This window comes from Acinetobacter sp. AC1-2 (assembly GCF_016124155.1).
Lineage (GTDB): Bacteria > Pseudomonadota > Gammaproteobacteria > Pseudomonadales > Moraxellaceae > Acinetobacter > Acinetobacter calcoaceticus.
Genome location: NZ_JABFFO010000008.1, coordinates 59,961 through 81,769, shown reverse-complemented (window position 1 = coordinate 81,769; position 21,809 = coordinate 59,961). Strand labels below are relative to the sequence as shown.

Below are 21,809 nucleotides of genomic sequence, written 5' to 3'. Positions count from 1 at the left end.
AAAAACTTAAAGGATTAAGCCCATGTATTATCTAATTACGATCTTATTATTATTTTTGGCTATTGTGATGGCAGTGAAAAGTCTTTCACGAAGGCATCAACATGATAGTGCCTTGAAGCGCCGTGCAGTATTAACGAGTCATGAGCAAATAACATTAACCAGACTACAAACAGTTTTGCCTAAATTTACAGTATTGGCACATGTATCCTTTGATGCACTATTAACTACAAAATATGCGCATACACGTCGAAAATATCAAAATATGGCAGCTGATTTTGTTGTACTTGATCAAAATTATCAGGTTGTTGTAGTTGTTGTTCTTGGCGAAAATGGTTTACGCCGAGCGCATCAACAATATGAACGTCGTCTGTTGCAACTCGCTGGTTATCGCGTGCTGCATTATAGTGAGGTACCTGACTATCATGATCTAAGAAGAGACTTATTGAGTCCAGAAACAGAGATGGCAACTTTACATGCAACGCCACAGCTAGAAAGAATGTCAAATGCTTTTGTGAAGTCTTAAAAAGTAGGTAACGTCGGATTTGGATAAGAGTTCGGTGCAATAAAGATTAAAAATAATTGTGCCTCATCTTGAATAACAAGTATGGGCAAGCTTAGCAATTTGATAAGCCCTAATAAGATACTGACATTAATTATTTAAGCAGTAAAAAATTGAGCAATATAACTAGAGATATTGCTCAATTTAATCTCGATTTATATTTATAAAAATTATGGAAGTACTGCAACAACCGTCATTTCTACAAGCACGTCTGGCGCATAAAGTTTGGACTCTACACAAGTACGCGCTGGCGGGTTCCCTTCACTAATCCATGCATCCCAAACAGCATTCATCGCTGCATAATCTTTTTCGATATCTTTTAGAAAAATCATGACAGAAAGAATGTGGGTTTTATCGGTTCCAGCTTCTGCCAATAAGCGATCAATATTATCTAAAGTTTGCTGAGTCTGTGATGTAACATCTACGCTTGTATCATCTGCGAGTTGCCCAGCTAAGTGTACTAAATTACCTGAAATCGCAACTTCGCAGTAGCGTGAAGTAACGTGCAGGCGTTGAATCGTCATGATGATGAACCAATAAAAAAAGATGCTTAGAATTGTACTTGATTGAATTAAGCAGTGGAATTTTTTTAGTTGATATTGGTGGCTATAATTAATTAATTAATTAATGACAAGATTTATTATAAATTGCTAATATCTGCATTGAATAAAATAATATATTGGACATGATCATGCGAAAAAAAATAGAGATTATTATATTGGGAGGATTATTGGGAATGACAACAATAACGCATGCTATAAATCCTGATCAAGAATATATATTGTTCTTTGAAAAATATAAACAGTTGTCAAATGAGAGTGATCCAAAAGGAATGGAACTCTATGCAGACAATGCCAAACTTCATCAAAAACAAATCACACCGGATGGTATTGAACAAAGCATGAGTATGTCTGGGAAAAAACTAAAAGAACTGTTTTTAGAAAATCAAGAAATGCTTCAAAAGCTGGGATATACATCTAACTATAGTGATGTGAAAGTGACGAGAAGTCAAAACTCTGCAAAGATTTCAGCGACGAGATATAGCACTAAGAACTGTTTTACAGATAGTGATTACTATATGGTGGTTTCTCGTGGGGTGGATAAACAGTTATATATTACAGAGGAATATTCTACAAGTGTCCCTCAGAATTTGTGTAAAGAAAGTATTAAGGATGATTTGCCGCTACAGTTAACTTTTGGGGCCAAGATGATCAATAAAAACTTGCCTATGCAAGTAGATCGAGAAACAAATTTAGAACATGTTGAGGCCCAAGGGAAAGAATTAACGTTGAATTATCGTCTGATTCATATAACGTCTGCGGATATGCCTGCTGAATGGGTACAAGCAATGGAAGTTAATGGTGTTCCTGAAATTGTTAAAGGTGTTTGCGATAATATAAAAATGAAAGAATTATTAAATAAAGGAGCGCAAATTAATTTAAAGTATTTATATAAAGATAATGTGCCATTAACTAAAATTAAAATGACCAAACAGGACTGTAATATATAAATGTTTTTATTAAAGAATAAATTATAATAAAAGGGCACATTTGTGCCCTGTAATATTCGGATTTGGTCGTCACGCCAATCACAGGACGGTATGCCAAAAGTAAAGGTTGCTTTAAGCATGTTGCAAATACATGGGTAATGAATATGCGCTGATTAGGTTACTCTAAACTTGGAGCAAAAGGGAATAGATTTTGTTCAAAATCCACTCTCTTTGAGTGAAAAGTAGTCAATCACCAAAGGTTTAGTTGAAAGTCATCTGATTGGGTTTGTAACTGATAAACCCCTATACCAATTAAGCGAAACTGGAAATGTTCGGGAATCTGCATTTCATTTAATAATAAAAATAAAACTTGGATTAGGTCGTGTAGCGACTGAATAGGTCTTTTAAAGCTTTTACTATGTTGTAAAGTCTGAAAATTCTTGAGTTTAAGTTTGACATTAACACCACGTGCATTGAGCTGTTTTTTCTCTAAGCTTTGCCAGACTTTTTCGGCTAATCCCTGCCAATAGGGCTGACATTGAGCTAAAGTAAAATCACTATCAAAGGTAGTCTCTTTTGAAATTTGTTGGCGAGCTCTTTCAGCTTGAACAGGTCTGTAATCAATCCCTTGCGCATATAGATAGAGCTGTTGACCATATTTACCAAAGTGGTGAATTAAAATAGCCTCTTCAATTTTTTGTAAGTCACCCAGCGTATGTAACTGAAGCTGTTGTAATTTTTCCTGAGTGACTTTACCCACACCAGGAATTTTTTTAAGTGGAAGATCTTGAATGAAATTAGCAACCTGCGAAGGTTTTATTACGCATAAACCATTCGGTTTATTCCAGTCAGAGGCGATTTTTGCTAAAAACTTATTGGGTGCTACACCTGCCGATGCAGTCAGTCCAGTTAATCTGAAAATATCTTCTCGAATATGCATGGCAACTTCAGTTGCACTCGCAATCTGTTTTAAATTCTCAGTGACATCCAAATAAGCTTCATCTAAAGATAAAGGCTCAATAAGTAGCGTATATTGCTGAAAGATCGAGTGAATTTGAGCTGAAACTGTGCGATATTTTTCAAAATTTGGTTCAATAATAACGACTTGAGGGCATAGTTTTCTTGCCTGACTCATCGACATGGCTGAACGCAAACCAAATTCGCGGGCAGGGTAAGATGCAGCAGCAATTACAGCTCGCGGATGATGAGACGAAATAACAACGGGTAAATGCCTTAATTCAGGTTGTTCCCGTAGCTCGACTGATGCATAAAAGGCATCCATATCGATATGAATGATTTTGCGCATATTATTGTGCTTTCACGATGCCTTGCTGCTGTAAAAATTGGTGCCATTCTTTGACTGACCCCTCATAGACATTTAAGTCTACAGGCTTTATCACCCCTTCAATTTTACCTTGATTACTATGCTGCCAAAAGAGCCATTTTCTTTTATCTTTGAGTTCAGGTTTAGCTTCATAATCACGAACCCAAAGGGGAGTACCAGAAAAATTTCCAACTAAGACAATGTGATAAAAAGTTCTAGAAATATAAAAGATGGGCTGTTTGCCATAATGCTGTTTTAAGCGATCATGCATGATGCCAATTTCTTTAATTAATTGTTCTTTGGTGTATGTATTAATACAGTTACTGTCGTATTCCAGATCAATAACTGGCGGAAGCGCATCTGATTTTTTAGGCACAGTCGCAATAAAGTTATCTGCTTGTGTTTTACCATCTCGACATAGACGGTAAAAGTGATAAGCCCCTACATGAAACCCATGTTCACGAGCCTTAAGCCAATTTTCTTGAAATTTTGAATCTTTATAATCACCACCTTCAGTCGCTTTTAAATAAACGAATTGGAACTTTTCTGGTGATATTTTTTTCCAGTCAATGTCACCTTGATGGTGAGAGACATCGAATCCCTGAACTGGATAATCTTGTGCCACGGCTTTTTGTTGATAGAACAGACCAAAATAAGCCAATACTCCCATAACACATGCCAAGCCAATTCCGATTAAAGTATTGTGCTGTGCTGTGAAAAAGGTTTTAGCCAGTTTGGTCATGCAAAACTCATTAAAGATGTTAGGCCGCCATCATAACGTGATTCAAGAGTGATAAACCACGCTAAAAGTGCAACAGCTTATACGGGGGTATTTTTGGGAATTTGCCAGAAGATAAGTGCAGCAATGACATTGATACAACCGAGGCAAATTAAAGTGACATGGAATGCTGTTGTCACGTGATCGGCACCATAATAACTGGTAAATACATTAATGAGTGTACCTGCCAGCGCCACGCCAATACTCATTGATAGCATCATGATCATCGATAAAAAACTATTACCGCTACTCGCATCTTGTTGAGGTAAATCTTTTAGGGTCAAAGTATTCATTCCAACAAATTGTAATGAATTTAATGTGCCAAATAAGAAAAAGTGTAAGGCTCTAAACCAAGTTGGAGTATCGACTGTCATGATGGCGAAAGAGGCAATACATAGCCCGACCAGCGTGGTGTTGATGAGTAAAAAACGTCGGTAGCCAATTTTCTGAATAATAGGTCTGACAATTGGCTTTGAAAATAACGAACCTAACACTAGAGGAATCATCATTAAACCCGCAATAAAAGGTTCAAAACCAAAAGCGATCTGTAACATGAGCGGTAAAACAAAAGGTAAGGCATTACCACCAAAGCGGGCAAAGAAATTACCTAAAATACCAATCGCATAAATTTTATTTCTAAAGAGTCGACTGCGGAATAATGCGTTTTGATGGGTATGAGAATGATAGGCATACCAAAGTGTTGCGATTATGCCGATGACTAATAGCGAAATGCTGAACCATTTTGAATATTCAGGTGAGGCCAGATGTTCGATACCCAAAGACCATCCAATCATTGCTACCACTAATAAGATGAAGCCGCCTAAATCAAATGTTTTGACTGAAGGTTCTTTTAAATTAGGCATGACTTTTAATGTCATTAAGATGCCTAAGATACCCATAGGAATATTGATGAGAAAAATCCAGTGCCAAGTTGCAACTTCAACTAACCAGCCGCCTAAAGTTGGACCAGCCAAAGGTCCGAGTAAACCTGCAAGACTCATTAAGCTCATTGCAGCTAAGAACTGAGTTCGGGGAATAATTTTTAAAAGAGATAATCGACCAACAGGGAGTAATAATGCTCCACCCACGCCTTGGATAACTCGGAAAACTAATAGCTCATTGAGGCTCTGAGAAAGACCACAACCTAAAGAAGCCAGAGTAAAAATAACGATTGCCGATAAGAAAATATTTCTAACACCAAAGCGGTCTGCTAACCAGCCACTTAAAGGAATACAGGCAGCTACTGATAAAACATAGGCCACTACTACGCTGTGCATGCGTAATGGATCTTCATTTAGATGATGAGCCATTGCAGGAATAGCGGTGTTTACAATCGTTGTGTCCAAAGCCTGCATAAAAAAGCCAATGGAAACCAAAAGAACGAGTAGGCGATATTCAGGTTGCAAGGCTTGGTGAGTCGGCGTGGCATTCATAACATTTGAAAGTTAACGTTTTGGTCTAGTGTAAAACAAATTGAAAGTAAAAAAAGTAAGACAATGTTGAGTACCCCTTTACTAAATCTAAGTACTTTTAAAGGCACGGTGAAAATAGTTAAAACAAAAAAAGCGGCAGGACCGCTTTTTTATGGAGAGTAGGTGGGCAACTAGACAACAAATCTTTTTGGCATTTTTAAGTTTTTAATCACGTTATAAATTTGATCAACGTCTTCGCAGATAATCAATTTAGCGCGGTGTTGAAGTGGGAGAAAACCCTCTTGAACCGCATGATCTAACTGAGCAATCAATGCATTATAAAAACCATTTACGTTATATAAAATCATGGGTTTTTGATGTTGGTTGAGTTGACCCCAAGTGGCTATTTCCAATATCTCTTCGAATGTTCCTAAACCACCCGGTAATGCAACAAATGCACTTGCACGTTCAGCCATCATGGCTTTGCGCTCATGCATGGTTTCTACCACGTGTAATTCGGTTAATCTTGAGTGTGCTTCTTCATAGTTAAGCATAAAATCAGGGATCACTCCCACAGCTTCACCGCCATTTTCGAGTACGCTGTCGGCTACTTGTCCCATCAAGCCAATGCTTGCACCGCCGTAGACCAAACCAAAGCCTTGCTCAGCAATTCCACGAGCGAGCTCAATTGCTTTTTCTCGATAGATTGGATTATTTCCTACACGTGAACCACAATATAATGCAATAAGAGGTTGTTTTGTTTTTACAGCTGTTATAGATGAATCATTTACTGCCATTGTTAATACGCTATTCATTGCTTTATTTTCACCTTATCACGTTCATATTTCTTGTCTACACTAAGCCAAAGATATGACAACTTTATAAGCAGATTAATAAGAAAGATTCATGTTTTGTATGGGTTTGGTGAATGCCCGTCATGAACAAATAAAAATGATGAATTTCTATTAAATCTTGCCTATACTAAAAATTCGTTTAACAACATATGAACAAATATGGGTAGTGGTTGTAGTCGCTCCGTTTTAATTTTTTGTCCTAAAAAAACATTTTCCCTCCTTTGTATGGGCATGCCTGCTGTGTTGCCAAATAAAGATAAAATTCAGTCAGCGCAGGAGCAGGATCGATGATCTTTGAATGGATGTCTGATCCCGCTGCTTGGGTGGGCTTAGCAACTTTAATCGTTCTTGAAATTGTATTGGGGATCGATAACCTCGTTTTCATTGCTATTTTGGCCGAAAAACTGCCGCCAGAGCAGCGTGGTAAGGCTCGAAAACTGGGATTAGTATTAGCCTTAGGAATGCGTCTAATACTTTTAGCTTCGATTGCTTGGGTTGTGACTCTGACTGAACCACTCTTCCATATTCTTAATCATCCATTCTCTGGTCGTGATTTGATTTTGTTGTTCGGTGGTGTGTTCTTGCTCTTTAAAGGCACCATGGAATTGCATGAACGAATGGAAGGTAACCAACTTCATAAAGAAGATAATCCTGTTCATGCTGCGTTCTGGATGGTCATTGTCCAGATTGTTGTGCTTGATGCTGTGTTCTCGTTAGATAGTGTGATTACAGCTGTAGGTATGGTGAAAGAGCTATCAATCATGATGGTTGCCGTTGTAATTGCTATCGGAATCATGTTGTGGGCATCAAGACCACTCATGGACTTTGTTAATAAGCATCCAACGGTCGTTATTCTGTGTCTTGGTTTCTTGATGATGATTGGTTTCTCTTTGGTCGTGGAAGGTTTTGGTTTCCATATTCCGAAGGGCTACTTATATGCTGCAATTGGCTTCTCGGTTTTGGTGGAAATTATCAATCAGAGCATGCGCCGCAATCAGGAAAAGCTGGTTACAACCACAGACTTGCGTTATCGCACTGCCTCTGCGGTTTTACGTATGCTAGGAAGTAAAAACAGTGGCTCTAGCTCAGATACACAATCTTCTGATAAAGAGGACGTATTAGCTACTCAAGCTTTTGCAGATGAAGTTTTTGATGAAGACAATGGTGTTTATCATAGTGTACTTGTGCAAGGTGTTCTTAGTTTATCAGAACGTCCTGTAAAGTCTGTTATGACACCAAGACCTGAACTTGAATGGATTGATTTAGACGACGAGCCGGAAGTTTTAAAAGAACGTTTAATGTCAATGACACACTCTCGTTTGATTGTTGCACGTGGTGAACTTGATAATATTGAAGGTATTGCACTCACTCATAAAGTTTTGAATGGCTTTATTGAAACTGGTGTAGTCGATTTCCAAAAGCATTTACGTGAGCCCGTCATTGTGCATGAAAATGCTCAAGTACTTATGGTGATGGAGCAATTACGTCAAGCGCCTTTACAAATGGCAATCGTTTTAAATGAATACGGTTCAATTGAAGGTATTGCAACACCAATCGATATCTTAGAAGCAATTGCGGGTGAATTCCCAGATGAAGATGAACTAGATGCAGCTGCTGAGAGCTTGGAAGATGGTTCATTAATACTTGAAGGTTCAACCGACATTCGCCATGTATCTTTGTTATTAGGCCGTGATTTGGTTGATGAAAGTGAACAGTATTCTACTTTATCGGGCTATTTGTTATTCCATTTAGGTCGCTTGCCTGAAAATGGTGAAACTGTTGAAGCAGATGGTTATCGCTTTGAAGTGGTGACGATGGAAGGCCATAAAATCGAGAAAGTTCATATTGTTTCTATCGAACAAGATGAATCGAAAGATTAAATGACATTTCAAGTCTAGAAACATCATAAAATAGCTCAAATCTGAGCTATTTTTTTATTTGAGAAACACAGAATGACTCAACACACTTGTCCATGTGGAAAAGCCAGCTATGCAGAATGTTGCGAGCCTTTACATTTAGGCACAGCAAAAGCCCTAACAGCAGAGCAGCTTATGCGTTCGCGTTATAGTGCTTTTGCATTGCAGCAAATTGATTATATTGTGAAAACAACTGCTTTAGGTCAGCAAGCTGCGCTTGATAAAGAGGCTATTGCAGACTGGAGCAAACAAAATCAATGGTTGGGTTTAGAGGTGGTCAATGCTAAAGAAAAACTAGACAAAACGCATGCGCAGGTTGAGTTCAAGGCCCATTATCATGATGGACAAAAAGCTCAGGTCCACCATGAGGTTTCACATTTTGTGTGTCACCAACAACAATGGTTTTTTCTTGATCCCACAGTAGATATGCATGTCACGATGAAACAGCCTTGCGTATGTGGCTCCGGAAAAAAATTTAAGCAATGCTGTGCACAATTCATATAACTTTACCTTAAAATACGGCCACCGTTTGGCCTGAGGGAAAGGGCGATGTTACTCACCGTTATTTATATTATTGCGATTACTGCCGAAGCCATGACAGGAGCATTGTCTGCTGGGCGACGGAGTATGGACTGGTTCGGTGTCGTACTGATTGCCTGTGTGACGGCCTTGGGTGGTGGTTCTGTACGTGATGTACTACTCGGCCACTATCCTTTAACTTGGGTAAAACATCCTGAATATTTGGTTCTGACTTGTTGTGCTGCATTTGTCACAATCATTATTGCCAAATGGATGCGTCACTTACATAACATCTTTTTGGTGCTCGATGCTTTAGGTTTAATCGGGTTTACCATCATTGGTTGCCAAATTGCATTACAAATGGGGCACGGTTTTGTCGTATCCGCTGTAGCTGGTGTATTGACCGGAGTTTCTGGCGGTATTTTACGTGACATTTTATGTAACGATGTCCCATTTGTTTTCCGCCGCGAACTTTATGCGAGTATTTCTTTTGTGGCGGTCATCTGTTACTGGGTATGTCAGGATTTAGGATTAAGTTTAGAGTTAACCGTCATTTCAACCTTAATTTTTGGTTTTACCCTGCGTTTGATAGCCATCTATTTTGGTTTAGAAATGCCTAAATTTATTTATAAAGATGATGATGCAGAATCGGCTTCTTCAACCGACGAACATTAATCATGCAGAATGCTATGTGAGCATGCTATAACAATTAAATATATTGTCTTGCTCACTTACTTTTTCCAGTAGAGTTTTCCTATGGACCTGATTTCACGTATACAAAATCTTCCAATCGGCAAATTCCACTACACATTATTGTGGGTGGTTGGGCTAGGTTGGATGTTTGATGCGATGGACACAGGAATCATTGCTTTTATCATGACAACCTTAGTCAAAGACTGGGCACTAACTCCAGCCGAAAGTGGCTGGATTGTGAGTATTGGCTTTGTGGGAATGGCGATTGGAGCAGTTTGCTCGGGGGCTTTAGCAGACCGTTTTGGCCGTAAGACAATATTTGCGACCACCATGGCAATTTATAGTATTGCCACAGCCTTATGTGCTTTTGCGCCAGATTTAAAGTGGTTATTAATTTTTCGTTTTATTGTTGGCGTTGGTCTAGGTGGACAGTTGCCTGTTGCGGTGACATTGGTGAGTGAGTATATACCCTCACATGTACGTGGTCGTTTTATTGTATTACTTGAAAGTTTTTGGGGTTTAGGCTGGTTAGTTGCTGCATTAATTTCTTATTTTATTATTCCTAAGTTTGGTTGGCATATTGCATTTCTCATGGGTGGCCTCCCACTGATTTATATTTTAGTGATTTGGAAAAAACTCCCTGAGTCGATACCATATCTCATTAATCGTGGTCGTATTGAAGAGGCGCATGCATTAGTTCAAAAATTAGAAGCTCAAGCTGGTGTTCAAATTGTCCATCATATTGAAGTCATGCCTGTAGCTATACGACAAAAGGTTTCTTTTAAACAGCTTTGGAGTGGTCCTTTTGCACGTCGTAGTTTAATGCTCTGGCTCATTTGGTTTGGGATTGTCTATTCCTACTACGGTATTTTTACTTGGTTACCGAGTTTATTGGTGAAACAAGGCTATGACATTGTTAAATCTTTTGAATATGTTCTTCTTATGATTTTGGCACAGCTACCAGGTTACTTGGCAGCTGCATGGTTTGTAGAGCGCTTGGGAAGAAAGATTACACTGGCTTCTTTTATTGGCTTTTGTGCATTGTCTGCATATTTCTTTGGACAAGCCGACAGTGTGAATAGCATCATGTTTTGGGGCTGCCTCATGTCATTCTTTAATTTAGGAGCATGGGGAGTGTTATATACCTATACGCCAGAGCAATATCCAGCCAATATTCGAGCTTTTGGTTCTGGTTGGGCTTCGGCAATGGGGCGTTTAGGCGGGATTTTGGCGCCGATCGTAGTTACACATATGATGGTGGCTAAGAACGGATTTAGCCATGTTTTTATGATGTTTACAGTTGTTTTGCTTTTGGTTGCTGCTGTAATTTTGATATTGGGTGAAGAAACCCAAGGAAAAAGATTAGAGTCGATAGGCCTCTAGTTTTGCCTAACTTTATAGCAAGTAACTAAAAATATAGAGAGATGAGACATAATTTGACGCTCAGGTGACAGACTCCCTCTTGTGTCTGTAACATAGCCCACTTAGCATAAGACTCATTTAAAATAACGACTGATTTGGAAGATAAGCTGACTATGACCAGCCTTGCGCATCAAGCGACAGAAAACCGCTCTGTAGCCGAATTTACTGAACAGGCTTACCTGAATTATGCCATGTACGTCATCATGGACCGTGCATTGCCACATATCAGTGATGGTTTAAAGCCTGTACAGCGCCGTATTGTATTTGCCATGAGCGAATTAGGGCTGAAAAATAGTGGTAAGCCAAAAAAATCAGCACGTACAGTCGGTGATGTACTCGGTAAATACCATCCTCATGGTGACTCGGCATGTTATGAAGCCATGGTATTGATGGCACAGCCGTTTAGTTATCGTTATCCTTTAATTGAAGGACAAGGTAACTGGGGGGCGCCAGATGATCCTAAGTCATTTGCTGCGATGCGTTATACCGAAGCAAAACTTTCTGCCTACAGTGAGTTATTGTTAAATGAGTTAGGGCAGGGCACAACTGACTGGCAAGATAACTTTGATGGTTCATTAAAAGAACCCATTACGTTGCCAGCACGTATTCCTAATATTCTACTCAACGGCACAACGGGGATTGCTGTTGGTATGGCGACAGATATTCCGCCGCATAATTTACGTGAAGTGATTAAAGGAACGATTGCCTTAATTCGTAATCCGCAAACTTCAGATGAAAAATTGGCTGAATATATTCCAGCGCCAGATTTACCAACAAAAGCTGAAATCATTACTCCACCAGAAGAATTACTCAAAATCCAGACTACTGGTCGTGGTAGTTACCGCATGCGAGCGGTGTACACCATCGAAAAAAATGAAATCGTGATTACTGAATTGCCTTATCAGGTATCGGGCTCTAAGGTCATTACTCAAATTGCCGATCAAATGCAGGCTAAGAAGCTACCATTGGTGGTGGATATACGTGATGAGTCGGATCATGCAAATCCAACACGATTAGTGATTGTACTTCGTTCAAATCGTATTGATGCTGAAGCGGTGATGAGCCACTTATTTGCAACGACGGACTTAGAGTCAAGCTATCGTGTTAATTTAAATATGATTGGTGAGGATGGACGTCCTCAGGTGAAATCGATTCGTCGTATTTTGCTGGAATGGATTGAGATCCGTAAAAAAACGGTGACTCGCCGTTTGGAATATCATTTAAACCGAATTGAAAAACGCCTGCATATTTTGGCAGGTCTTTTAATTGCTTACCTTGATATTGATACAGTCATCCGTATTATTCGTGAAGAAGATCAGCCTAAACCTGTATTGATGGAACATTTCAAGATTGATGAGATACAGGCAGAAGCAATTTTAGAACTCAAGTTACGTCATTTAGCAAAACTCGAAGAGATGGAAATCCGTCAAGAGCAGGATGAACTTGCAGCAAAAGCAGCCATTATTCGTGAGCAATTAGGAAATCCAGAATCTTTAAAGAACCTGATTATTGGTGAATTAAAAGAAGACGCGAAAAAGTTTGGTGATGAGCGCCGTTCTCCAATTGTAGCGCGTGCTGAAGCTGTTCAGATTAAAGAACAAGACCTTGTACCAGCAGAAACAGTAACAGTGGTTTTATCTGAAGCAGGTTGGATTCGTGCTGCAAAAGGTGCAGATGTTGATGCAGAAAATTTAAACTACCGTGCTGGCGACCAATATCTAAGTCACGCTGTGGGCAAAACCAATCAAAGGATTTATTTCCTTGATGAGACAGGGCGTAGTTATGCTTTACCTATCAGCAGTTTGCCATCAGCAAGAGGTTTAGGTGAACCATTAAGTTCCAAACTTGCTCCTGCAAGTGGCGTGTCGTTTATTCAGGTTTATCTAGAAGATGAAGCGTCTGAACTTATCGCTGCTAGTACATCAGGTTATGGATTTAAAACTCAAGCCAAACAGCTAGATACCAATGCCAAGGCAGGGAAAACATTCTTGTCGGTGCCTGAAAAATCAAAAGCTTTACCATTAATATCTGCTCAAAATATGACACATTTGGCTGTGCTCAGTTCAGTAGGTCGACTCTTAATCATTGATTTGGCAGAACTCCCAAATTTAAATAAGGGTAAAGGTAATAAGTTGATACAACTTGAAGCGAAAGAGCAAATTTTATCCATGACAACCCTGAACTTAGATGAAATAATTCAGGTGGTTGCAGGGCAACAACATTTAAAATTAAAAGGTGATGATCTACAAAAATACCTGGGTAAACGAGCTTCAAAAGGTCAGCTCTTACCACGTGGATATCAAAAAGCAAATAAACTGTTGATTCAGAGATAAAGCTAGCGTCTGGCAACATAAATACGCTATATATGGCAACATGTTCAAGCAATGAACTGAACTTGTTGGTATGAATAACGATTAAAAGGACAGCAATTTGGAGTACGTAATTTGTACTCCATGCAAAAAATTTGGCAGGGTTAAATTGTCAAAACTTCTGTCTCATAATCTTGTTCGAAGTGTCATGAATGTGCCAATAAGTTTTAAATATGTTCTGGCACCAAGAAGCTAAAGAATAGCTGGGGCATTGAATAACAGTTATTACTAAGGATTACGAATCGGAGATAATGGCATTATGGAAAAAATTTGGTTTGCAGAATACCAAAAGACAGGGATTCCAGAAACAGTAGCATTGCCTGCGGAAAATACCTCACTTGTTGATATTTTTGAGAGTAATTTCCAAAAATTTGGTTCTCGCGATGCCTTTATCTTTATGGATAAAGCGATGTCATTTAATGAGTTGGAGCTTGCAAGCCGTAAGTTCGCGACCTATTTGCAAAATTTGGGGTTAGCAAAAGGAACTCGTGTGGCAGTGATGATGCCGAATGTGTTGCAGTATCCTGTAGTTGCATTAGCTGTCTTACGTGCAGGCTTGGTATTAGTGAATGTTAATCCACTTTATACCGCGCGTGAACTTGAGCATCAATTAAATGACTCAGGTGCAGAAGTACTTGTGATCATCGAAAACTTTGCCAGTGTTTACCAAAGCATTTTAGGTAAAACTCCAGTGAAGCATGTTGTTGTTGCATCAGTAGGAGATATGCTCGGTACACTCAAAGGTACTCTGGTGAACTTTGTCTTACGTAAAGTACGTAAGCAAATTCCGGCTTGGAATATTCCGGGACACGTTAAATTTAATTCGGCATTAAATAAAGAAAACTCGAGTAATTATAAGCGCCCGACGTTAACTTTAAGTGATACTGCTGTACTTCAATACACTGGTGGTACGACGGGTGTTTCAAAAGGTGCAGAGCTTACTCATCGTAATCTTGTAGCAAACTTACTTCAGTGTGATGGCATTTTCCAAAGTAAATTTGGAGCAAACGATGGTGCTAAAGGCGACCGTATTGTTTGTGCATTGCCGCTTTATCATATTTTTGCGTTCATGGTTTGCGCGATGTACGGTATGTATAAAGGTCAGGCAAATATCTTGATTCCGAACCCTCGTGATTTACCAGCTGTTATTAACGAACTGCGTAAATATCAACCATCATTCTTCCCAGCAGTAAATACATTATTTAATGCTTTAGTGAATAATGAAGAGTTCAGACAACTTGACCATAGCAAGTTAAAAATGGCGATGGGCGGTGGTATGGCTGTTTTACCTTCTACAGCAGAAGCTTGGAAGAAAATTACTGGCACAACCATTATTGAAGGTTATGGCTTGTCAGAAACCTCACCAGTAGCAACTGCAAATCCACCGGCTTCTACTGAATTTAGTGGCACCATTGGTATTCCGTTACCTTTAACTGAAGTGGCCATTTTAGATGATGACGGTAAAGAAGTTGCTTTAGGTGAGCAAGGTGAAATCTCGATTCGTGGACCTCAAGTCATGAAAGGTTACTGGAACCGCCCTGATGAGACAGCTAAAGTCATGACAGCAGATGGTTTCTTCCGTACGGGCGACATCGGCGTGATGGATAGCCGTGGATATACAAAAATTGTAGATCGTAAAAAAGATATGATTTTGGTTTCTGGCTTTAACGTTTACCCAAGTGAAATCGAAGAAGTTATTGCTAAACATCCAAAAGTATTGGAAGTTGCAGCGATTGGTGTTCCTGATGAAAAATCAGGTGAAGTTCCAAAACTCTTTATCGTGAAAAAAGATCAAAGCTTAACTACAGAAGAAGTTTTGAGCTTTGCTAAAGAGAACTTAACAGGCTATAAGCGCCCTCGTTATGTTGAGTTTATGGATGAATTACCAAAATCAAATGTAGGCAAAATTTTACGTAAAGACTTACGTAAACCAGCTTAATCGGTTAATAAAAAAAGCGCCTTAGGGCGCTTTTTTTATTTTATATTTTATGACTTTTTATAAACCAGCGGTCTATATAAGGGCGTCCAATGCCAACCATCCCCACAAAAACAAGCATTGTGCCGAGTTGCAGGCGTAAGTGAGTTAAGTCAAGCTGGCCATAACTTAAATAATTATCTGCTAAGCAATATATCGTAATCACAATGAGCCAGTGCCACAAAGGAAGTCGTTTAATACCAACAGCAATAAAGGTAATTGTTAAAATAACAAAGGTGCCAAGTGTAGATTGCCAATTCAAATTTGCACAAATCACACTCAGTAAAAAAGCGACAATAGGGAGTACGATCTTTAATATGCGATCTATCTGAAGTTGATTCTGTTTTTGCTTATCCAAGACTTCAAACAGTTCTTTTTGATCAGGTTGTTGCATACATGGCCCTATTCATCAGTGTTGACAAGTGATTGCATAAAATTTCAGGTAAAAACGCAATGTTATGATAGCATGATCAACAGTATTTTCAGTGATGGATGGCACTATGCAGGGCATCAGCGGCATTATCTATATTATTTTAGTGGCATGTTTACTGCCATACGCATTTACCGCAATTGCAAAAATTACAGGTGGTTTTCAGCCTGCCGATAATCAAAACCCGAGAGCTTTTTTTGCCAAAACAACTGGTCTGGCTGCTCGCGCTAATGCCGTACAACAAAATAGTTTTGAAAGCTTACCTTTATTCTTAACGGCTATTTTAATGGCCGAATATATGGTTGTTCCAGAATACTTTATTCTGAGATTAGGTTGGGCATATATTATTTTAAGAGTTATTTATGGGATCTGCTATTTAAGTAATTGGGCAACTTTACGCTCGATTGTCTGGTTCTTATCTATATTGTGTCCAATCTTCTTATTAGTGGTTACGATTAAACTGACTTGAGTGTCATTCTGTCATCATTCATATCAACTTTCGCGTGTGCGCATTGTATAATCGGCATCATTTTGATGATATCCACGCTATAATCGAGTGGATTTTACATCTGACTTCATAACGAAAGAGTATTGATATGAGTTACAGCGATATCCCAGCAGGTAAAGATGCCCCAAATGACATCTATGTCATCATTGAAATTCCTGCAAATGCAGCACCAATTAAATATGAAATCGACAAAGATTCTGATGCATTGTTTGTAGACCGTTTCATGGGCACAGCAATGTTCTATCCAGCGAACTATGGTTATGTTCCAAATACTTTGTCTGAAGATGGCGACCCGTTAGACGTACTTGTTGTAACTCCACATCCTGTTGCTGCTGGTTCTGTAATTCGTTGCCGTCCAGTGGGCAAATTAAAAATGGAAGATGACGGTGGTATCGATGCGAAATTAATCGCTGTTCCACACGAAAAATTGTCTCCACTTTATAAAGATGTGAAGGAATATACAGATCTTCCTCCATTGTTGATTAGCCAAGTTGAGCATTTCTTCAGCCACTATAAAGATTTAGAACCAGGTAAGTGGGTAAAAATCAGTGGTTGGGAAGGTGCTGATGTTGCTAAAGCTGAAGTACTAAAAGCAATTGAAGCTGCTAAATAAGCTTTAATTTATAAGCTCAGAGTTTCTCAATTGATATTCTGAGCTTAATAAAAAACCTACATCTGTTGCCAGATGTAGGTTTTTTTATGCTTGATAGATCTATGAATTAGAATAATTTCACAGGAATATCAAGGAATAAACGCCATTCATTGGTGTCACCAATGTACGCACCTTGGTATGAGTCACTTGCACGGTAGTACGAGTTACGAATACGAAGACTTGCATCTTTAGCGAAACCGCTTTGAACAGTGTATTTCACTTGGTTAAAGAATTCACGTTCTTGAGCACTGTCAGTTACATTTCTAACTTTGATGTCCCAACCATATACAAACGCAGTCGTCCAGTTTAAACCAGGTAATACACCTAACTTACCAAAATCAACGTTGTACTGAATTTGTGCAGATTTTTCATCGTTACCGATGAAGTCAGACATGTAAGAATTCGGTAAATAGATACTTTGGAAACCATCAGCGTTTTGACCATAGTCATAACCAACATTACCACTGTTTTGTTGGTATGCTAACATCACACTATGTGGGCCAGTTGCATAAGTGCCTGAAACTGCCCAAATATTATTAGTCTTTTCTTCGCCAGCAACACCATCAGTACCATAATTTGGTGCTACAGATCCAGTTGCTGAATAAGTGTGGGCACTTGCGTCAAATTTAGTGTGGTAGCCACTAAAATCATAAGTTAATGAACTGTCATTAGCCAAAGGCTGTTTAAAGTTTACATTTACATAATGGCGTTCAAGAGCGTTTTTGCTGTCTAAGCCATAATAAGATGCATTTAAGTTATCATCAAACTTGTATTTCGCGCCCCAAACAATGGCACGATCAAGGCCTCTGCCAGAAGCATCTGCATCGGTATTGATTTGATCAGACATTTGGTCTTTAGTAAATTTACCAGCAACCAATTCAAGGTTCTTGATTTCATGGCTGGTTAATAAAGTACCTGTAAAATATTCAGGAACCATACGTCCAGTGTTACTTGCAAGAACCGGCAAATCGAGTACTTGAGTACCGTAACGTACTGTTGTATTCGAAAAACGTGCTTTAACGCTACCACCACCACGAGCCCAGTGATCGTAAGCTGAACCATCGTTGTATTTTGGAATCATTTGATTTCCGGCATTTTTATTTTCACCGATCTTAAATGAACCATCACCAACAACGCCAACGCCGAAGCCGACAATACCAGGGGTAAAACCAGAATCGATACTTACAATTGCTGACTGAGCAAATGAGCTAGTATCTTTGGCGCCCTGTTTTTTGTCACGGCTGATATAACCTGTACGGAAGAGAATAGAACCGTTCGCATCTTCAACAAATCCTTTTGCCTCACTTTGCTCACTTGCCTGAGCTGAGGAAATTATTGCCGCAGAAATGAGAACTGCTAATGTAAGTTTTTGTGCATTTAGCATATTTAAAGAACCTCATAAAAACGATAAATCCTGTGCCTTGTTATTGTTCAGGGCCTAGGATTTGAATCAATTGTATAAGTAATCTATAAAAAAGATATATTTTTGTTGATTTTATTTTATATATGCTATGCAGAAATTGATTAATGTGTTACTGATTGTTTAGTAAATTTATTATTAAGCTTTTATACTTAATATATTGTTTAAAATAAAAAAAGTAATTTATTTTTTAGTGGATTTCTACCATTTATTTTATATTCTAAGCTCAAAAAATAGTTGATTCTTGTGTTCATTTTTTGCTCTTTTTTATTGGATATGTTTACTTTTTAATCTTGTCTTAAGTTGATTTTTTTAACAGTTTATTTTCAACACCCTCTAAATTGTTACTATATAACATTATTTTTAATGCATGATGTGCAAAAAGAGATCACTATAATAAGCCAATCGAATTTAATTGATTTGATCAAATTTAGTGCGATATTTTGCGTAAATTTTGTGCATTACTCTTTTTGCTCATATTGTTGCTTAAAAAAGACCCAAAATAGTTCATAAGTTTTAAAACAGAAAAAAATGAAGAAATCTAATTAAAAGAAATGCCCATTCACAGACCATTACAAGCTCGGCTTTAAGAAATTTACGTAATTTTTATATCTCTTATTCAAGTTTAAATAGAAATTTTACATTGAGTAAATGGATACTGCTGACGTCGCTAATTTATTTCCGACAAGGTGTTTTCTCATGTTGCTCTTTTCTAATCGGATAGATGTATTATTTTATAATATTGTTTTTTATGAATATATTTTTATAAAAATAAAATGGAATTTTTATTGTAGAGATATTTTGATTTCAATATTAATGATATGCAGCGAAGGGGAATATGGACTTGGCACAGCAATTGCTAAAGCTTAAGTAACACAATGTGTTTTATATACATAAATCGTGCATTCATTATGGGGGAGATCAAAATGATGAAATTTGCACTTAAGACCTTAGGTCTTGGTATTTTCGCAGCTGGTTCAACCATGGCTATGGCTGAAGAAGCACCATCTTTTTATGGTATCACTGCAACAGGTAGTGTAGCGGCAACTACAGACTACCGCTTCCGCGGTGTTACACAATCGTCAAATAACCCAGCCATTCAAGGTGGTTTTACTTTTTCTCATAAGTCAGGTGCCTATGTCGCGCTGTGGGGTTCAAGCGTTGACTTTAATACACCTGGCGTTTCAACTGAAACCGATATCTCTTTAGGTTATACAAATACATTAAAACTGTCAGATAAGCTGGCACCGACCTATGACGTGGGTGTAATTCATTACGGCTATATTGGTTCTGACTCAAAATTTACTAACCCATACAATGGGGATACTGGTTTTGACTTTAATGAATTTTACGGAAAATTAACTTTTGCTGATTCTTTATTTAAAGGTGATGCACTTAGTGTGGGCGTAAGCTATTCAGATGATTATTGGGGTCACTCTGATGAGTTCTGGTACTTTAACCTAGGTTATTCAGCACCAATTGCAGACACAGGCTTCACTGGACTTGCTTCAGTTGGATATAACAAACTCAAAAATAAAGACTCTTTACTTGTAGTTGCGGGTGGGCCAGGTGAAGACGATAGCTATATCGATTATAAAGTGGGTGTGAATTATAATATTTTGGGTATTGTCGCTGAGCTAGATGTTGTGGGTACAGACATTAGCACTTCTGGTATGACTGATGCTGGTAAAAAACCTTATGACACAGGCTTAGTGTTTAGTTTAACTAAAACATTCTAAGTTTATGCGGTAAAAAAAGCGGGTTTATTGCCCGCTTTTTTTAATTAGTCCTCTATTTGAGCAAGTAACTGTTTTAAGTGACTAAGCTCAACATCATTTGCTTTGATCAGAGGTTTACGTGGCGTACCCGCAGAAATACCTTTTAGCTGCAAACCTGCTTTAATCGTTTTAGGTAAACCACCGCTTACGATAAAGCGTAGTAGAGGAAGTTGCTGGTAAAATGATTTTTGAGCCTGATTTAAATTACCATTTTTCACATGCTGAATAAGTTGTTGGGGGAGCTGACCTAATAGATTAGGCGCTGCTGTACACCAACCACTAGCTCCTGCACATAAGGCTTCTAAAGCTAGAGGATTACAGCCGTTATAAAACGGGAGTTCTCCTTTTGATAGCTCATAAATTTGATGCATACGCTGAATATCACCGCTACTTTCTTTTACCATCGTAATGTTTGGAATGTGATTAAACATATGTACGATTAACTCTGGAGACATATCAACACCGCTAGTTGCAGGGTTGTTATAAATCATAATCGGCAAAGTCGTTGCTTGTGCAATTAACTGATAATATTCAAAAATCTCTAGATCTTTTAGTTTCCAATAAGATACGGGAATCACCATAAGTGCATCTGCACCATAGCTTTGCGCGATCTGCGCTTTTTTGATGGCTTGATCCGTCGTGAGTTCTGAAATCCCAATAATGACAGGTAAGCGTTTATTAATACTTTCAATTGAAGTTTTAGCCACTAAGCACCACTCATCCCATTCAAGATAAGCGCTTTCACCTGTACTGCCTAAAGGTGCGATGGCATCACAGCCATTTTCGATAAGTAAATCGAGCATCTGCTTTAAAACAGCAATGTTAATGGTGTTGTCATCAGAAAATGGAGTAACAGGGTAGCCAATAATACCGTTTAGTTTCATGGTAGAAGTCTCTTTTTAAATACAGTCAGAATGTTTTTTCAAAGCTTTACGTGCGTAATAAGCAAAGTTCACTTTGTTACGTTTGTCAGTAGATACCCAGTCATGAGCTTCTGTTGCTAAATCGTGGGGGATAGGCTGAATTTGTCCGGCCGACATCGCTAGCAGTTGCAATTGAGCTGCACGTTCAATTAAAAGAGCCAAGTTGCAGGCTTCTTCAATGGTTTTTCCTGTGACCAGTTGACCATGATGAGACAACAAAACAGCACGGTTTTTACCCAGAGCAGAGGAAATCAAAATGCCTTCTTCGTTACCTACTGGGACACCAGGCCAATGACCTACAAACGAGCAGTCTTCGTAGAGTGCGCAAACATCCATTTGGGAAATCATGAGTGGAATCTGTAGCATGGAGAGTGCTGCTACATGCGTAGGATGCGTGTGGATAATGCAGTTCACTTCGGGATGTTCTTTATAAATCCACGTATGAAAACGATTGGCTGGGTTTGCCATTCCTTCTTGATTGATTGGTTCTAAATCTTGATTAACCTCAAGCAAGTTTGAGGCAGTAATTTCATCAAAGCTAAAACCAAAACGTTGAGTAATAAAGGAATCTTTATTTTCACTACGACATGTAATTTGGCCCGCTAAACCAACATCATGGCCATGATCAAATAAAATACGACAAGTGAGTGCAAGCTTTTGGCGGTCAGTTAAATCTGAATCGCTAATCCACTTTTGCATGTCTTGCTGCGCATGTTGCATCAGATCTTGTTTGTTTACAGAAGCAGTCTTCATCTCTTCTCCAGTCCCGTTGACCAAATTAAGTAGGT

Annotated in this window: 20 protein-coding genes; 11 read left to right on the top strand and 9 right to left on the bottom strand. The window is 38.6% G+C overall.

The window, feature by feature from the left end; translation table 11 throughout:
• Positions 1 to 22: 22 nt before the first annotated feature.
• Complete coding sequence (locus HL290_RS17525; protein ID WP_198497130.1) at positions 23 to 523, top strand: DUF2726 domain-containing protein; 501 nt, start codon at positions 23 to 25, stop codon at positions 521 to 523.
• Positions 524 to 729: 206 nt separating this feature from the next.
• Here HL290_RS17525 and HL290_RS17520 read toward each other — a convergent pair whose 3' ends face one another.
• On the bottom strand, positions 730 to 1,083 hold the full coding sequence (locus tag HL290_RS17520) for a RidA family protein (protein WP_198497129.1): 354 nt from the start codon (positions 1,081 to 1,083) through the stop codon (positions 730 to 732).
• Positions 1,084 to 1,250: 167 nt separating this feature from the next.
• On the opposite strand from HL290_RS17520, the gene HL290_RS17515 reads away from it, so the two are divergent.
• Positions 1,251 to 2,069: a hypothetical protein gene (locus HL290_RS17515; protein WP_227602321.1), complete on the top strand. Its 819-nt coding sequence runs from the start codon at positions 1,251 to 1,253 to the stop codon at positions 2,067 to 2,069.
• A gap of 229 nt (positions 2,070 to 2,298) precedes the next feature.
• Here HL290_RS17515 and dinB read toward each other — a convergent pair whose 3' ends face one another.
• From dinB to HL290_RS17495, 4 genes are all read right to left on the bottom strand, one after another.
• A complete protein-coding gene (dinB, locus tag HL290_RS17510; RefSeq protein WP_198497127.1) occupies positions 2,299 to 3,354 on the bottom strand; it encodes a DNA polymerase IV in 1,056 nt (351 codons plus the stop codon).
• 1 nt (position 3,355) lies between these two features.
• Complete coding sequence (locus tag HL290_RS17505) at positions 3,356 to 4,114, bottom strand: GH25 family lysozyme (protein ID WP_198497126.1); 759 nt, start codon at positions 4,112 to 4,114, stop codon at positions 3,356 to 3,358.
• A 77-nt stretch (positions 4,115 to 4,191) separates the two neighbouring features.
• Positions 4,192 to 5,583, bottom strand: a complete 1,392-nt coding sequence (gene mdtD / locus HL290_RS17500) for a multidrug transporter subunit MdtD (RefSeq protein ID WP_198497125.1) — start codon at positions 5,581 to 5,583, stop codon at positions 4,192 to 4,194.
• A 170-nt stretch (positions 5,584 to 5,753) separates the two neighbouring features.
• Complete coding sequence (locus HL290_RS17495; RefSeq protein ID WP_005037381.1) at positions 5,754 to 6,377, bottom strand: TIGR00730 family Rossman fold protein; 624 nt, start codon at positions 6,375 to 6,377, stop codon at positions 5,754 to 5,756.
• A 326-nt stretch (positions 6,378 to 6,703) separates the two neighbouring features.
• Here HL290_RS17495 and HL290_RS17490 point away from each other — a divergent pair, with 326 nt between their 5' ends.
• The 6 genes from HL290_RS17490 (at position 6,704) to HL290_RS17465 (ending at position 15,274) form a co-directional block, all read left to right on the top strand.
• Positions 6,704 to 8,296, top strand: a complete 1,593-nt coding sequence (locus HL290_RS17490) for a TerC family protein (RefSeq protein WP_198497124.1) — start codon at positions 6,704 to 6,706, stop codon at positions 8,294 to 8,296.
• A 72-nt stretch (positions 8,297 to 8,368) separates the two neighbouring features.
• Positions 8,369 to 8,836, top strand: a complete 468-nt coding sequence (locus tag HL290_RS17485) for a YchJ family protein (RefSeq protein ID WP_080026152.1) — start codon at positions 8,369 to 8,371, stop codon at positions 8,834 to 8,836.
• A gap of 45 nt (positions 8,837 to 8,881) precedes the next feature.
• Entirely contained in the window at positions 8,882 to 9,526 is a 645-nt protein-coding gene (locus HL290_RS17480) for a trimeric intracellular cation channel family protein (protein WP_002121256.1), read from the top strand.
• Between the two features lie 81 nt (positions 9,527 to 9,607).
• The gene (locus HL290_RS17475; RefSeq protein ID WP_198497123.1) at positions 9,608 to 10,927 is read left to right on the top strand and encodes an MFS transporter; all 1,320 of its coding nucleotides are present in this window, start codon (positions 9,608 to 9,610) and stop codon (positions 10,925 to 10,927) included.
• A gap of 152 nt (positions 10,928 to 11,079) precedes the next feature.
• Complete coding sequence (gene parC / locus HL290_RS17470; RefSeq protein WP_198497122.1) at positions 11,080 to 13,299, top strand: DNA topoisomerase IV subunit A; 2,220 nt, start codon at positions 11,080 to 11,082, stop codon at positions 13,297 to 13,299.
• A 295-nt stretch (positions 13,300 to 13,594) separates the two neighbouring features.
• Positions 13,595 to 15,274 carry a long-chain-fatty-acid--CoA ligase gene (locus HL290_RS17465; RefSeq protein ID WP_198079161.1) on the top strand — a complete coding sequence of 560 codons (1,680 nt, stop codon included), beginning with the start codon at positions 13,595 to 13,597 and terminating at the stop codon, positions 15,272 to 15,274.
• 40 nt (positions 15,275 to 15,314) lie between these two features.
• Here the strand turns inward: HL290_RS17465 and HL290_RS17460 are convergent, their stop codons facing one another.
• On the bottom strand, positions 15,315 to 15,704 hold the full coding sequence (locus HL290_RS17460; RefSeq protein WP_005037366.1) for a hypothetical protein: 390 nt from the start codon (positions 15,702 to 15,704) through the stop codon (positions 15,315 to 15,317).
• Positions 15,705 to 15,810: 106 nt separating this feature from the next.
• Between HL290_RS17460 and HL290_RS17455 the strand changes: the two genes are divergently transcribed.
• Positions 15,811 to 16,209 (top strand): MAPEG family protein, encoded by a 399-nt coding sequence (locus HL290_RS17455; RefSeq protein ID WP_003654397.1) that lies wholly within the window; start codon positions 15,811 to 15,813, stop codon positions 16,207 to 16,209.
• Between the two features lie 127 nt (positions 16,210 to 16,336).
• Entirely contained in the window at positions 16,337 to 16,861 is a 525-nt protein-coding gene (ppa, locus tag HL290_RS17450; protein ID WP_003654399.1) for an inorganic diphosphatase, read from the top strand.
• Between the two features lie 106 nt (positions 16,862 to 16,967).
• Here ppa and HL290_RS17445 read toward each other — a convergent pair whose 3' ends face one another.
• Positions 16,968 to 18,284 carry an OprD family outer membrane porin gene (locus HL290_RS17445; RefSeq protein WP_133748029.1) on the bottom strand — a complete coding sequence of 439 codons (1,317 nt, stop codon included), beginning with the start codon at positions 18,282 to 18,284 and terminating at the stop codon, positions 16,968 to 16,970.
• A gap of 962 nt (positions 18,285 to 19,246) precedes the next feature.
• On the opposite strand from HL290_RS17445, the gene HL290_RS17440 reads away from it, so the two are divergent.
• On the top strand, positions 19,247 to 20,059 hold the full coding sequence (locus HL290_RS17440; protein ID WP_045437199.1) for a TorF family putative porin: 813 nt from the start codon (positions 19,247 to 19,249) through the stop codon (positions 20,057 to 20,059).
• A gap of 44 nt (positions 20,060 to 20,103) precedes the next feature.
• Here HL290_RS17440 and HL290_RS17435 read toward each other — a convergent pair whose 3' ends face one another.
• Together HL290_RS17435 and HL290_RS17430 are read right to left on the bottom strand one after the other, a co-directional pair.
• The gene (locus HL290_RS17435) at positions 20,104 to 20,982 is read right to left on the bottom strand and encodes a dihydrodipicolinate synthase family protein (protein ID WP_198497121.1); all 879 of its coding nucleotides are present in this window, start codon (positions 20,980 to 20,982) and stop codon (positions 20,104 to 20,106) included.
• 15 nt (positions 20,983 to 20,997) lie between these two features.
• Positions 20,998 to 21,774, bottom strand: coding sequence for an aldolase (locus HL290_RS17430; protein WP_198497120.1), 777 nt, complete (start codon positions 21,772 to 21,774; stop codon positions 20,998 to 21,000).
• Between the last annotated feature and the right edge of the window lie 35 nt (positions 21,775 to 21,809).